This window comes from Kluyvera chengduensis, assembly GCF_044197065.1.
GTDB lineage: Bacteria > Pseudomonadota > Gammaproteobacteria > Enterobacterales > Enterobacteriaceae > Kluyvera > Kluyvera ascorbata_C.
Genome location: NZ_JBIQOI010000008.1, coordinates 147,297 through 162,017 on the forward strand (window position 1 = coordinate 147,297; position 14,721 = coordinate 162,017).

Genomic DNA, 14,721 nt, shown 5'->3' on the forward strand with positions numbered 1-14,721 from the left:
TGCACAACTACAAAGTGCTCAAATTATATGTTGCATTAAGCAATACCCTCATCATTAAGATGAGGGTATTCATCTATTAAAACGATTTCTTAAAGCCGATAGAGGCACTGACCGGCGCTTCTACCTGCGACTTACTGCCGCCGTTGCTGAACTGCGTACCCAGCTCACCGTAGACCTGCAGGTTTCTGTCGATAGACCATGACAGGCCAGCTGCAACTTCAGTGCTTGAGTACTGCTGTGAAGATTCCAGCGTAGTCGTGGTTACCGTATTGCTAAAGTGTGTTTTGTCTTTTGAACCCAGACCCTGCCAGACGTTAACCCTGCCGTACGGCTGGAATTTGCCATGGTTGGTGTCATAGTCAGCGACCAGACGCACGCCCAGACGTGCGGTAAAGGAATCCGCGGTATCCATTTTCACTTTCGTTGGGGTCACACCATCCAGCGTGCTGTTATCAAAGTCGCTGTACTGGTAGATCAACTGAGCCTGAGGTTCCAGACTCCATGCGCTGGCACCTAAACGGAACGATTTGCCTACCTCTGTCGACGCCGTCAGCGTATTGCCTCTGACGGTATACGAGCCGTTGTTACCGGTCGCCTCCAGGCGGGATTTATGGTTACCGTACTGCAGGACGTTATCAACATACATACCGTCACCCGAGAACCAGGTCGCATAGCCGCCGACGTAAAATGCGTTGTCGTCGATGTTACCACCTTTGCCATCGCTGCCTGTCTTCGTGCCTTTCACGTTGCTGTCGATATCAAGGATGCTGGTATACATCCCGGCTTTCCAGCTTTCATTAGCATACATATCAACGCCGACCTGAATTCCCATGGTATGGGAGCTGGTTTGCGTACCGGCCGCATCATCCAGTTTGGTTTTACCGGAGTAGCCAATCATTCTTGCCCAGGCGCGATTGTCTTCATCAATGCCCGGTTTAACCTCGTCACCCATACGTTGGTGCATGTTACCCAACAGACTAATATCCCCCTGACGTACGACGCTGGCGAGGCCTGAATACAGCATGGTTTCTGGACGGTATTCACTTCTCAAATACCAGTTTTCACCCTGGCCCTGAGCATTACCCGCATGCAGTTGGTACTCAAACGCACCTGCTGCCATACGATCGGCGGCAAGATGGAAGGCATCCCGCGACGTTTGCGCGGTGGTGGTTGCGCCATTGAGCGCGGTCACCACTTCGATACCATCCCCAATGGTCGGCGCGCCGAGACCAGAACCATCGACATTCAGCAGCGTGCTACCGCTGGCTTTACCGCCATCGATAATCAGACGGTCGGCAATGCCTGCACCGCTACCATTCTGGATAGCCGCCATGTTGATAGTCCCTTTTTCGCCGGTGTAATCCCCTTTGACGGTTAAGGTTGTGCCTGTCTGCTGACCGATGAGTGAAACATAACCACCGTTGCTCAGGCCCGCTACCGTCTGGTTGTAACCCTGAGTGTTCAGGGTGGTGTCTGCAACCACATAGTGGTGTGATGCGGCACTCAGGGTGTTGGCATTACCCGCCTGCAGCACGCCGTTGGCGATCAACGTCGCGCCGCTGTAGCTGTTTTCACCTTGCAGCTCGGTAATGCCGCTACCGGTCTGATGCAACTGGCCTTTACCACTGATATTACCGGTCAGCACCAGGGTATCGCCACGATTGACGTTGAGTACGCCGTTATCAACGACATCCCCCTGAATGCTGCCGATATCGCCGCCGTTACCCAGCTGTAAAACACCTTGTTCGATGGTGGTGCCACCTGTGTAGGTGTTATCCTGCGTCAGGGTGAGGGAGCCTTTACCTGTTTTGGTCAACTGACCGTTACCTTCGACTTCCGTCAGCAGGGAAACGTCATGCCCGTTGGTGTCGAATGTCCCGCCGCCGGATTCCAGCGTCACCTGACGGGCAGTATCAAACGCTTCGCCATACTTCAGCGTGCCGCCATTAAAGATAATTCCCGTATCTGCCGCACCCAGGTTGGTATCGCCCGCTACCTGCAGCGTCCCGGAAGTGATAGTCGTTCCACCGCTGTAGGTGTTGTCGCCCGTGAGGATCAGGGTACCGAGATCGCCTTTATTCAGGCCGCCGGTACCGCGGATAACGCTGTCGATAGTCGCGGTATAATTGGCGCCGTCTACTGTGCCATCGCCAACGCGAATCAGGGTGTTGGCCGTATCGGTGGTAATGGCTTCGCCGCCCACACGATAACCATCGGTGGCGAACTGCGCGCCACTGATAATGACATCGCCTTTGCTGTTATCGACGGTCACGTTGCCTGATTCGCCCTGGAACACAGCAAACGCGGCATCGGTAAACGGTGCGTTCAGCGCGCCTTCCGGCGTTGATTCATCAGTAGTCCAGTTGTCGTTACCCTTGCTGGATTGCCAGATACCGTCGCCGCCGTCGATGACGCCGTTGTTTTTCAGCTCGCCATTCTCACCACCGGTGCCGTCCCAGAAGCGCAGCGTCAGTCCGGCGTGATTGACCAGGTTGACCTGATTTTTCACCGATGTCTGCACGTACAGGCTGTCTGCCGCTTCCGGCGCGTTAGCAATATCCATCACATTGTTGGTCAATGTGCCGGTGTAATTGATGACGCGATAGACGCCCACATCAAATTTTCCGCCCGGTGAGGTTTCAATATTGAGCTTACCGTCGAGAGTCAGATCGCCGTTTACGTCAATCAAGTCGTTGAAGGCACCGCCCGGGGTATAAGCCTGACCAAACTGATAATCAAGCTGTGCGTTATCACTGAGCGTCAGCGAACCGGTAGTCAGTTTACCCACGCTGTTGATGGCGGCACCGGCGGTAATATGACCGTCGTCCTGCACATCAACCGCGCCGCCGATAATGCCGTTACCGCCGAGCGTAGCACCCGATTTCACTGTGACCTGACCGGTAGAAGCAGACTGATTGCCGTTGACCAGCAGTACGCCTTCGTTGACGTCCGTGGTGCCGGTATAGGTATTGTCGCCGGTCAGAATCAGTGTACCGTTACCGATTTTCACCAGACTGCCGTCGCTGCCGCTGATAATGCCGCTGATGGTGTCAGGGTCCGGAAGATTCAGATTCCCCAGAGACAATTCTTTATTGCCCAGCTCGACATTACCCGCGCCAGACAACGAGCCAATAGACGTTGCGCTGTCGACTGCGCTGATATCGACCTTACCACCCGCCAGGTTTTTAACGACGGTATTTTCTGCCATTGCCTGGTCAGCGAAGGTCATCAATCCGCTGTTGTTCACAATGGCGTTGCCGCCGCTGGAGTCTTCTTCCAGCGCCAGAGTACTGGCCTTTGACACGTTCACCGTCGCATTGCCCGCGGTGGCGTTGTTGGTTAACAGGGCTTTCGCTGTGCCCGTCAGGTTCAGCATTGCGCTCGCTGCGGTGACGTTATCTGCCAGCGTTAACAGGCTGTCGGCGATGTTCATGGTCAGTGATTTCAGGCTGGTATCCGTCCCGCTGACATTGAGCGTCGCGCCCTTATTGACATTCACCTTGCTGCTTTCATTACTGCCAAAGGCTCCGGTTTTGCTGACGTTGACCGTCACATTGTTGGCGTTTCCGGTACCGGCAATTTCTGTGTCGCCTTTGTAGCTGTTGGCGCGGCCGAGCGACAAGGTGCTGCCCGCATCGCTAGAGCTGCTGGTAACTTTTAGTTTACCGTCGCCAGTAATCTCGCCGGTTGGCGTGAAGTGGTGCGAATTGAGATCGAACACTGCAGCATTATTCTCATTCGCTCCCAGCTCAATGGTGCGATTACTGGTTAGGTCCGCGCCCAGTTGCAGCGTTGAACCGTTATTGATTGCCAGGTCAGTTCCGCTCTGGCCGAGATTGCTGTCGGAGGAGATCTGCAACGTGCCACCATCAATACGCGTGCCGCCGCGATACTCGTTATCGCCGCTGAGGATCAGACGACCAAGGTCGGTTTTTACCAGCGTCAACTTGTCAGCAGTACTGGCTTCGCGGATAACGGACTCAATGGTCGCGGTATAGTTTTCCCCCGCGCCACCGGCACCAACGCGTAGCAGCATTTCACCTGTTCCCGGCGTCTGGCCTGCATGGGTCGCGTTTTCCGTGGTGGCATACGCGTTAAGCGCATCGCCTTTAACGACATAGCCATCGGCGTCAAACTGTGCCCCGGAGAAGTTAACTTCTCCCGCGGCGTTATCCACGGTAACGGTACCGCCTTTGGTGGTGAAGACGGCGAAGGACTTCTGTGCCCAAGGAGCATTACCTTCACCGGTTGCGGTGGTCCAGTTGTTATCTCCCTCGCTACCGATTGCCATCCATTTGCCATCGCCACCGTCAATTTTGCTGTTGCCTTCAATGCCCGACGCGCCGTGACTCTGATTGACGGTTGCACCGTCCCAGAACTGCAAGGTAACGCCATTGGCGTTCACCAGGTTGACCTGTTTGTCGATGGAGGTCTGGACAAAAATATTTCTCTTATCCTGGCTGTTCGGTATCTCGCCTAATTCCAGCGTCCGGTTATCCAGCGTGCCACCGTAGTTATAGATACGGTACACGCCCGGTCCGAAGTTACCGCCCTGTGAAGTGGTGACATCCAGAGTTCCGTCCAGTTGCAGATTGCCTGCGACATTAATCAGATCGTTTAGCGCGCCGCCTGGCGTGTAGGCTTGACCCAATTCGAAAGCGGAGGTCGTTTTGCTGCCAAGCTGCAGATTACCGTTAATGGATAACGTACCCGCACCGCCGTCACCGGCGCTGAGGGTAGAGGCATCGTTCATCAGCACGTCGCCGCCGATCACCCCGTTACCTCCCAGCGTCGCCGTACCGCTTACTTTGGTCACACCCTTAGCGGCACTCTGATTACCTTTCACCAGTAGCGTACCGCTGGTGACGGTCGTGTCGCCGGTATAGGTGTTATTGCCTGTCAGGCGAGTAGTACCGTTACCAATCTGCTGTAACTCACCGCTCCCGGAGATTACGCCGCCAAGCAGTACGTCATTGGCCCGATTAATCGCCAGTACACCGTTGTCGATGATATTTGAAACCGCGCTGACTTCACCAGTATCACCACCGGTACCTAATTGAAGCGTGCCATCTTTATCAATGGTCGTGGAGCCGGTGTAGGTGTTGTTGGCATTAAAGATGGTCGTGCCGCCAGCCGCACGTTCAAACTTCCCATCACCGCTGATGATGCCTTTATAGATCTGCGCAACCGTCGTGTCGCCCAGCGTATCAAAGATGACCCGGCTGCCAGCCCCCTGAGTCGTCACATTGTAGTCACCGATGGCCGCGGCAGTGCTGGTTGACTCTACGTGGTCTCCAGTGCGCAGTGTTGCGCCATTGTTTACGGCAATGGTTTTACTTGCCAGCGTCAGGTTTTCTACGACGCGAACATCCGCGCTTGATCCGCTGATGGTCAGTGAATCCCAGCCTGTGCCGATATTGGTACCAGTGGTCAGGTTATCGCTACTCAGACTGCCGATTTTCGCACCGTTACCATGCGTATTGGTGAAGGTGAGGGCGTTGCCGCTTCCCGCTTGGGTCAGAATGTGGCGCGTGTTATCCAGCGCGACATCGCCAATGTTGGCTTTATTGTTGCCGCCAGTACCATTGAAATTCACTTCCCCTGCGTAGGTTCCGCTGCGCCAGTTAAAGGTATCGTTACCTTCACCGGTGTTGATCACGCCGCGGGTGACGCCGCCGCTGATATCAATGGTGTCATTACCCTTACCAGACTCAATTGCCACTTCCGTGTCGTTGATGGCTTGCAGGGTTCCCGTGTTTTTGATGGTTTTATTGCTGTCGCCACTGGCATCAATCACAGGTGAAGTGGTGCTGGCAGAAATAATCTTGCCGCTGTTGGTCAGCGCGCTGACGTTTTTCGCGATGATTGCAGAGCCGCCTGCGCTGTCATACACGTTGATGTCGGCGCTGGTGGTGACCAGGCCGTCTGTGTTGGCGCGGATGCCGCTGCCCGTACTGTTATGTACCTCAACGGTATAACCTTTGCCGATGGTCAGATTGCCCTTCACCGCGTCGCCATTGCGTTGTTCGAAGGCGAAGCCCGTACCTGCGCCGTTGACGTTCAGAATGTTGTTAAGGCCATCTTTCATGTTCAGCGCGACGCTGGTACGGATCCCCCGACCATCATTGGCGTTGATGGTTACATCATTGAGCGTGATATCGGTATTGTTGGCATCGTTTTGAATACCTGCGCCCGTTCCTTCGGCGCTAATGGTGACGCCTTTTGCGGTCAGCTTACCGGCTCCTGCGTCCAGCCGAATACCGTCAGCGGAGCCATTAGTAGTGATGGCATCGCCTGTTTCGCCGGTAATATTCAGGCTTGCATCCTTGGTCAACAGCACACCTGCGGTTCCGTCATCAACGGTTACCCGGCCCAGTTTTTTAATCTGTGCGCTGGCACCTGAAGCCCGTACACCAACACCGTTGCTAACATGCAAGTCTTTGGACGAGTTGTTGGTTAAGCTCCCGCCTTTTTGAAGATCAACGCCGATACTGCCGACACTGGCCAGAGCGATAATCGATTTGGTATCGAGGATCAGGTCGCCCAAATTCTTCGCCATGTAGGCGATAACCTTGTTGCCGCTGGTTTCAGAGGTAATCTTCGCGTTTGAGGTGAGAGTGGTGCTGGTTGCCTTACCCTCTTCTCTGCCATCCAACTGATGCGCCTGACCATCCACAACCCCAGCAATGGCCCTTTCACCGATTAAATTGATGGTCGTTTCATTGCTGATGGTCCCTTTCGCGCCGCCTTCGATGACCAGCGCCGTGGAGTCGGAGCCATCCACGGTAAACGTCGCTTCACCGGTATCCACACTACTGTCAACACCGGTGGCGAAAACGCCAACGGATTTCTTACCGCTGAGGGTAAGGTCAAGGTTAGAGCTGTCCTGACCGCCAGGAGTGGTGGTGTTACCGGCCAGCATTGCACCATTGGCAATACGGAAAATGGTGGTGCGATCCTGGCCATTGTCATTCATCACTGCCTGACCAATATTGGCGGTTGCGACTTTACCATACAGGTAATAACCAATCTGATCGGTGCTGTTAAATACCGGGCTACTCAGGCTGTCAACGTTAGCAATGGCGTTATCACGAACGTGTACACCGATGTTACCGGCCTTACCCAGCGTAATGTTGGAGTAGACGTTGACCACGGCCTGGCCTTTGGCGCCTCCTTCAGCCCAGATGGCGTAGTTACGGTTACCGACGCCGCCGTCACCGTCCACGACAATAGAGCCTGTGGCACTGGTGGTGACTTCGGCATTTTTGTTATTGGCACTGACGTGGATCCCCACGTTGTTGGTGCCATTAACGTTAATCTTGCCGTCGTTGCGGATTTCCTGATTATTCCCCGCGCCACTGTCATGTACGGAAATGCCGTAGTTCTTACTGTTGCCCCCGTCCGAACCGCCATTTATCACGATATTGCCGGTATTGAGGACGTTGCCCGTGGCATCCCCGACCAGCATCCCTGCGGCGTTGCGTATTCCGGTTCCCAGCGTGATCAGACCGTGGTTAATCACCTCTTTGGTACTCTTGGTCATGATCCCGGCGCTCAAACCAGAGCCGCCAGCCATGGTGACATCTTTAAGCGGATCACTTGCGTCGCGACCAAGATAAATTGAGGCGTCCTGAGCGTTGGTAAAGGTCGCATTCCCGGCGACTTCTACGCCATAAGCGGTGCCTTTGGCAAAGGATGCCCCGTTTTTTCGCCCGTCTACGACGTTGATATCGCCGTTGTTGACCCCTTGAGTATCGTCAGACAATTGCATACCAATAGCCAGTGTCAGCGAAGAGTCGGGTACGTCTTTGCTCCAGGGATCGGCTGCAGCCGCTGTACCAAAGTTATCGGTGGTGATTGCCTGGTTGATGGTGCCGTTATTCGCTATCTGGCTGGCGCCTTGCCCCTGCATGCCAAATGCGCCATAGCTGTTGACGTTTTGGTTGCCGTCTTTATCAATAAACAGCCCGGAGTTGATAATCCCGTTGTTGGTTGCCTCAGCATCTTTTGCCAGCATGCCAATCGCCAGACTCTGTTTGGCAGACGTGCGTAATGCGTTCAGTTGGCCGAGGTTGGTGATAACCCCGCCATTAAGGGCTTTCATGACGCCATTAATACTGCCGTCAACGGCAATAATCGCATCTTTGTTCAGGGAGCCGGAGGTGCCTGCACCGTTGGCGTAAATAGCATGCAGCTCACCGCGGCCAGCGGTCGCGTTATTGCTATGTGACAAGCTGTCGGTCCAGACGTCGTAATCCCAGGTGAGCTCGTCTGAAGGCTTTTGGGAATCGATTAATTTACCAATTAAGCCAGCGTATTCATCCTGTACGGCTTTGGTGGTCGTGATATTATTATTTTTGAAATCCAGCCAGAGCTGCAGTTGGCTGACCTTTTGCCCTTTTTCCTCTTCTTCCCTTTTAGGTTTTTCTACCGCGTCGCTGCTCTTACCTAACAGCCAGTCGTTAAAATCGGCCAGCTCCTGCGTGTTGGTAATGGTAAATGTGCGATTACCCTTTTCGATGACATTGCCGTCTGCATCATAGTCGTAGGACATGAGTGTTACATTATCGCCAAACACGGAGGTTTGCGCTGAACCAGCGAAAGTTTTTTCAGGAATAACGAGAGCAGCGTTAAATTTTATATAGTTATCGGATTGCCAGTTTACCTGACTGCCTGTATCCCGAGCTTCCAGTAAGGAGGAGTCTTTGGCCAGTAACTCAATGGTATTAGCTTTGTCGCGCACATTGAGCGAGTCGTTGCCAATATCCAGATTGGCTATTGAGCCATTTGTCGCCAACGCCATGCCAAATTGCTTATAGATTTCAGTGCGATCTGGATCGTAGGTATTTAATACTGAATCGCCGATCGGTGATTCGGTAAGAAAGCTACTTAACTCTTTGGTATCAAATACCTTAATTGATGTTGTGTCACTAGGAAACGCCGGGTCAATAATAGGAAAATCTGTGCTCTGAGAAGGCGTCAATGATTGTTTGTATGTCAGATATTTCGCGAGTTCTTCAGCGTTAGTAATCGTTTTTACGTCGTTTTTAGGGCCAGTGGCCTTGAGCGTGATTTTACCTTTTTGCAGCAGTTCCCTGATGGTAGTCGAATCGATAACTCCACTGTCACCCGGCTTGATTGTAGGGATTGCGCCTTTGATATTGAGCACCTGACCGGCTGTATTATTTGCATATAAGAAGCCGTAGTCGTGTACATTCTCATGAACACCAGCGGTAATACCCTTCTCGTAGTCAGTATAAATATCTCGGTCACCCGAAGTGGTAATCGGGGCCGCAGAAGCCAGCATCGAAGCAGCGCTTAATACACCTGCTACCAATACCACAACCGTTTTACGCGAGCTTTTTTTTTTCTTTCCTTTGGTTAATTCAGATACTACCACCCATAGCTGCAGAGAAGCATTCCATATAACTCTATATACTTTATTCATAATTCATTTCCATACTCGATAATGCTTGGAATGATAGGGGTTTGATATATTTAAATAACTCATAGAATAAAAATTTGCATTTAGATATCAGCGCAAAATATCAGCGCGTTAAGAATGAAACTCACCTTTGAATTAAAATTTAATATTTTTATGGTATATCGATAATAAGAACGTAATATAATCGTTTAAATCATCTTTGAGAATAATATTGATAGCTTTAACGTATCAATAAATCTATTTTTCCATTTTTTTTTACACTAAAAAAAGGTGTTAGTCTCATAAATAGAAAACAAAAATAACTTATATTCAATGAGTTACATAAATTTAAAAATTGAACTTAAACAAAAATAAGAAAAATCTTAATAAAATCTCAAATCAAAATATTGAACTTAATATAACCATAAAGTTGGTGTTATATCCCAATTAAATTAAAAAAATAATTTATAATATTGGTGAGATCTCCATGTCATCTCCACCTCGCGAGTTAAAATGTTAACCCCAGAGGGATCTGCTTGGAAAACGGAATCTATGGTCACTCCCATTTTTGCAACACCGATTTTGACGATAAGCTAGCTTGCTTGAATCTATCCAGCGTCTAATTGGGATCAATTTCCCGCTCCGATAAGTTCCGCACCTGATGAAACTCCAGAAAATATACGCCTTCAGATGAGTCTTTCCGTTTTACAGATTCCTCAGTAGGCCGACTGGTCGTTCTGGTAGTGTGTCCAACTATTTAGATTTGATGTAAAATACGCTGAGAGAATGTTCTTAATATATTTGTTATCGCAAATAAAATGATAACCGCTGGCAAACATGAGAGGAATCAGTGGACAAAAAATTCTGATGGCAGTTATAATGGAGAATATATTTGAATGTAAAGGTTGGCTAAAATGACCAAGCAGGAGTGGATTTTACGATTAAGACGTTGCACCTCAAAAGAAACGCTTGAAAAAATAATTGATAATAATAAATATAAACTTTCAAATGATGATCTTGAGCAGTTTAATTCTGCAGTTGATCATCGATTGGCTGAACTGACTATGGGAAAACTTTACGATAAGGTTCCCGCCAGCGTCTGGAAATATGTTAGCTAAGAACCTGTGTATCGCATTTCAGGATGGCACCGATGGTTCAGGGATACGTTTTAACAGTTAATGGACTGGCCCGATAACTCTCCAGACAGTTAGTATCACTTAAGTTAGTGATAGTCTTGATACATAAGACAGTATGACTTTCTGTGAGACAGGCAGACGAAGATTTGGGCTTCATAGTGATGCTATCGAGCAAGTCGATTAAGTAGTTTTTGATGTCGATAGATAAATTCAGCGTTTCGTGGGTCAGGGGAAGCAGATTGCTCTACACGTGGCTGCGAATATCGGTCATCTTCATATGCGTTAATCTTTCTTTGTTTTTTTTGTTGTAGTTGTTATCTTAAAGTACGATAAGAAAGTAAACAAATTATTAACGTCAATATGATTTTTTTCAGTCCCGGAAGGGTTAAACGCCTTTGGAGGATTCTAAATATTAAATATCTTAAAATGAGTTACAACTTGAAGAAGATGAAGCAATGGCGTTGGCACAGGTTCTCAAAAAGCTAACGTGGGCGAATATACGTGCTTGTGCGGTCAGCAATGATGAGGCGTACAAAATCAGTGATACTATGGCTAAGTTACAAGAAAGCCTCGCTAAAGTTGGCTACCCGCCAGGATGAACCAGGGAGCCATCAGATACAAACTGGTGGCTTATTAGGCTGTGTTCCTTAATTAAATAACCTTATGTAAAATAATAGGATGCCCCCACCCACCATCGTCATATAATTCCTCGCCTTTGTGTTGTAACGTGCGGCTATGTGACAGTATTCTTTCAGTCGACCAAAGCCCCCTCCATACGTGTGTAATGAGTGTTGCCTGGTGGTTAATCAGTTCTGGTCTGTTGCAGAAGCTGGATTGAGCTTGCGCGAACACCATTTTGCACCCGCTCAATCTGTAAGCACACCCGTTTTAGTTCCACGCACTTTTTGAGAGTTCCGGGTTTTCAGCCATCAGCCGGTACTCTTCTGGCGTCAGGTTATTCAGGGATTCATGGGGCCGCTCGTTGTTATATTCCATCAGCCAGTGCTCGGTAATCTCCCGTGCTTCATTCAGTGTTCTGAACAGGTAAAAATCCAGGATTTCTGTCCGGTATGTCCGGTTGAACCGTTCGATAAAAGCATTTTGTGTAGGCTTACCCGGCCTGATAAATTCGAGCTGCACGCCATGCTCTTCGGCCCATTGTGCCAGCACCAGCGAGACCAGTTCTGGCCCATTGTCCATCCGCATTTTCAGCGGGTAGCCGCGGTTTGCCACGATCCTGTCCAGCACCCGGATGACTCGCTGAGCCGGGATATTCAGGTCGATTTCTATCGCCAGTGCTTCACGGTTAAAATCATCCACCACATTAAAGGTCCGGAAGCGTCTGCCGCAGACCAACGCGTCGTGCATAAAATCGATGGACCAGCTCTGGTTTAACGCTTGCGGTGTCGCCAGTGGTGCTGGATTACGCACAGGTAGCCGCTGTTTTCCCTTGCGGCGAAAATTCAGTTTCAGCAGGCAGTAAACCCGATGAACACGTTTATGGTTCCAGGTATTACCCTGCCTGCGCAGCAGCTGGAACAGTTTCTTAAAACCGTAGCGCGGATAGCGTTCTGCCAGCTCAGTCAGCGCATGGATAACCGGTTCATCACGCCGGGTATCAGGCTGATAAAAATACACCGTCCTGCTCAGCGATAACGTCCTGCAGGCCTGGCGTAAACTCATGGCAAATTGTGCCGTCAGATAGCTGACGAGTTCACGCTTTATCGCTGGTTTTAAAGCTTTTTTTCGATAACATCTTTAAGTGCCCGGCACTCAAGACTCAGGTCGGCAAACATCTGTTTCAAACGTCGATTCTCATCCTCAAGGTCTTTGATTTTTTTAATATCGGCCGCTTCCATCCCGCCATATTTCGCTTTCCAGTTGTAATAGCTGGCTTCCGAAATAGCGGCCTCACGGCACACATCCTTGACGGTACGTCCGGCTTCAACGGACTTCAGAACGGCGATGATCTGGTGTTCAGTGAATCGGGCTTTACGCATAGCGATCTCCTCAGGGGACATAATCAGTATGTCGGAAGATCTCTAAAAGTGAATGGTGCGTTTTACAGGGATACTTACAGATCGACAAAATCGATCGTAATTAAGCAAGCATTCATCGAAACCAAATATTCCTTAACTGAATATTTGATAAATCAAGGGAAATCGATATTACCTCCCAGGTTAATGGTTCCTGAGCGTGTGTTATAAATCTGATTTATATTCACAAGGGTAATATATATTTAAAAGGAAAATGAAAAAGTGCGTAAGGATATCTGCATCATTAGAAATAAATACATAATTATAAATAAACAGTACCTTTAATTTCCATGCCGATGCCAGTCCTGCCCCAAAAAATAAAAATCATTAATTAGACCTAAAAACGGAGTGTCATATCATGAAATTCTCAGCAATCGTTTAATTCCACGAGCGTCACTCATCGTCAACAGGCATCAGCTGATGTAAACGGCCGAAAATCGTCAGCAATTAATTCTTGCAGGAAATGCAGTGAATGATTTCAATAGCATCAGGAGGCACTATTCATTACCCAAAACACAGAGGAGATTTTGTGAACAATATTTACCCATACGCCACTTTAAATGGAGGACCTCAATTCCCTCTGGAGTGTGTGCCGGAAATTATTCGAAATGCCATTATCGGGGCAGGCAGTAAAACAAAAGCACCAGTACCGCTGATTTTCGCTTCCTCTATGGCGCCAGTTTCTCTGCTTTGCCAGGGATTAACGGATATCAGCCCGGCTGAAGGTCTGACCTTTCCGGTGTCATGTAATTTCTGCACTGTAGCAGAATCAGGAGAACGTAAGTCTACAGTGGATAAACTTTTTATGGCCCCAATACATGAGTTCGAGCATGAAGCCGGGATTCGGTATGGCAATGCGCTTCAGCAGTATGAGACTGAACGGGATATATGGGAGGAAGAACTGAAGGCGCTGAAAAGCGTGTTGAAAAAACAGACCAAACATCAACAACCCCTGGAGGAGATAAAAGAACGTATTCGGGAGCACCGGAGCGACAGGCCGGAGGAGCCGGCACGGGAGCAACTGCTTGGCAGTGATATCACTCCGGCAGCACTGCAGTTTCAATTATATAAAGGTGGGGGCTCGATGGCCTTACACTCCGCAGAGGGCGATATCATTCTGGGTGGGCAGGCCATACAGAATCTGGGGATGCTGAATGACCTGTGGGATGGTGCTCCCTTTACCGTCACCCGACGGAGCTCAGAAAGCTTCACCGTCCATGGCGCCAGACTCAGTGCGAACCTGATGGTCCAGGACGCACCCCTGCGTAAGTATTTCAGCCGGGCACAGCAGCAAGCCAGGGGCAGTGGTTTTCTTGCCCGTTTCTTTTTTGCCCGCCCGGAGAGCGCTATCGGTACCCGGACAGGCCATACGCTGGAGAATTACCGGCAATTACTGGCGCCGTATCACGGGCGTCTTGGGGCTTTACTGGAGGTATATTCGGCTGAAACCGCAAAAAATGCCCCATCCGGCCGGCAGAAGCTGACATTCACACCGGAGGCTCAGTTGCGGTGGATGGATGTGTGTGACTATTTTGAACGACAGATGGCAAAATACGGCAGCTATTACCATCTGCGCGATTTTGCGTCCAAAGAGGGAAACAAAGTAGCGCGACTGGCGGCTCTTTTCCACTATTTCAGTGGCGCTGAAGGGGATATCCCGGAAGCTACCGTCATGCAGGCCCAGAAAATCAGCGAATGGTACCTGAACGAGGCACTTGCCCTGTTCGGGCCGATCCCGGAGGTGCCGCAGCATATTCAGGATGCAGAACTGCTGTGGAAATGGCTGCATGAGCATTTTATCGATAATAACGGGCAGCCTTTAGCGCGCAGCTGGATCACCCCCCGGGTACCGGGCAAGCTTCGTGAGCCCGGGCGACTGCGGCCGGCGCTGCAGTATCTTTGTCAGCTCCGGCGCATTACGTTCTGGCGGGAGCACAAGAAGACATTGATTGCCCCTTACGGCTGGGTACCGTATGCCCGATGAACATTCAGGCACACTCTCTCCGACATTTCTGAATTAAAGCGGGGAACATAAAGTTGCTAAATCTGCTAAATAAAGCAGATTTAGCAGATTGCTGATGCGGAGCAGGATTGAAAAGCGTTCATCTGCGATACTATTGACTGC

Annotated in this window: 4 protein-coding genes and 1 pseudogene; 3 read left to right on the forward strand and 2 right to left on the reverse strand. The window is 50.2% G+C overall.

What is annotated here, in order from left to right:
* Positions 1–76 precede the first annotated feature (76 nt).
* On the reverse strand, positions 77–9,448 hold the full coding sequence (locus ACH1XZ_RS18595) for an autotransporter outer membrane beta-barrel domain-containing protein (RefSeq protein ID WP_270502579.1): 9,372 nt from the start codon (positions 9,446–9,448) through the stop codon (positions 77–79).
* 890 nt (positions 9,449–10,338) lie between these two features.
* Here ACH1XZ_RS18595 and hha point away from each other — a divergent pair.
* Both hha and ACH1XZ_RS23385 read left to right on the forward strand, forming a co-directional pair.
* Entirely contained in the window at positions 10,339–10,542 is a 204-nt protein-coding gene (hha, locus tag ACH1XZ_RS18600) for a hemolysin expression modulator Hha (RefSeq protein WP_270502578.1), read from the forward strand.
* A gap of 461 nt (positions 10,543–11,003) precedes the next feature.
* Positions 11,004–11,159 (forward strand): annotated as a pseudogene (locus tag ACH1XZ_RS23385) (DUF7706 family protein); the annotation flags it as partial.
* 289 nt (positions 11,160–11,448) lie between these two features.
* Here ACH1XZ_RS23385 and ACH1XZ_RS18605 read toward each other — a convergent pair.
* Positions 11,449–12,560 (reverse strand): IS3 family transposase gene (locus ACH1XZ_RS18605; protein WP_395596687.1). Its coding sequence is split into 2 segments (ribosomal slippage): positions 11,449–12,299 and positions 12,299–12,560, totalling 1,113 coding nucleotides; the frame shifts between segments, so codons are not numbered across the junction.
* A 565-nt stretch (positions 12,561–13,125) separates the two neighbouring features.
* Between ACH1XZ_RS18605 and ACH1XZ_RS18610 the strand changes: the two genes are divergently transcribed.
* Complete coding sequence (locus tag ACH1XZ_RS18610) at positions 13,126–14,580, forward strand: YfjI family protein (protein WP_270502576.1); 1,455 nt, start codon at positions 13,126–13,128, stop codon at positions 14,578–14,580.
* The last annotated feature ends 141 nt before the right edge of the window (positions 14,581–14,721 follow it).

What these genes read in the sequence shown, in the direction of transcription:
- ACH1XZ_RS18595 (WP_270502579.1), bottom strand. Translation starts at nt 9,448, where the DNA reads ATGAATAAAGTATATAGAGTTATATGGAATGCTTCTCTGCAGCTATGG.
- hha (WP_270502578.1), top strand. Translation starts at nt 10,339, where the DNA reads ATGACCAAGCAGGAGTGGATTTTACGATTAAGACGTTGCACCTCAAAA.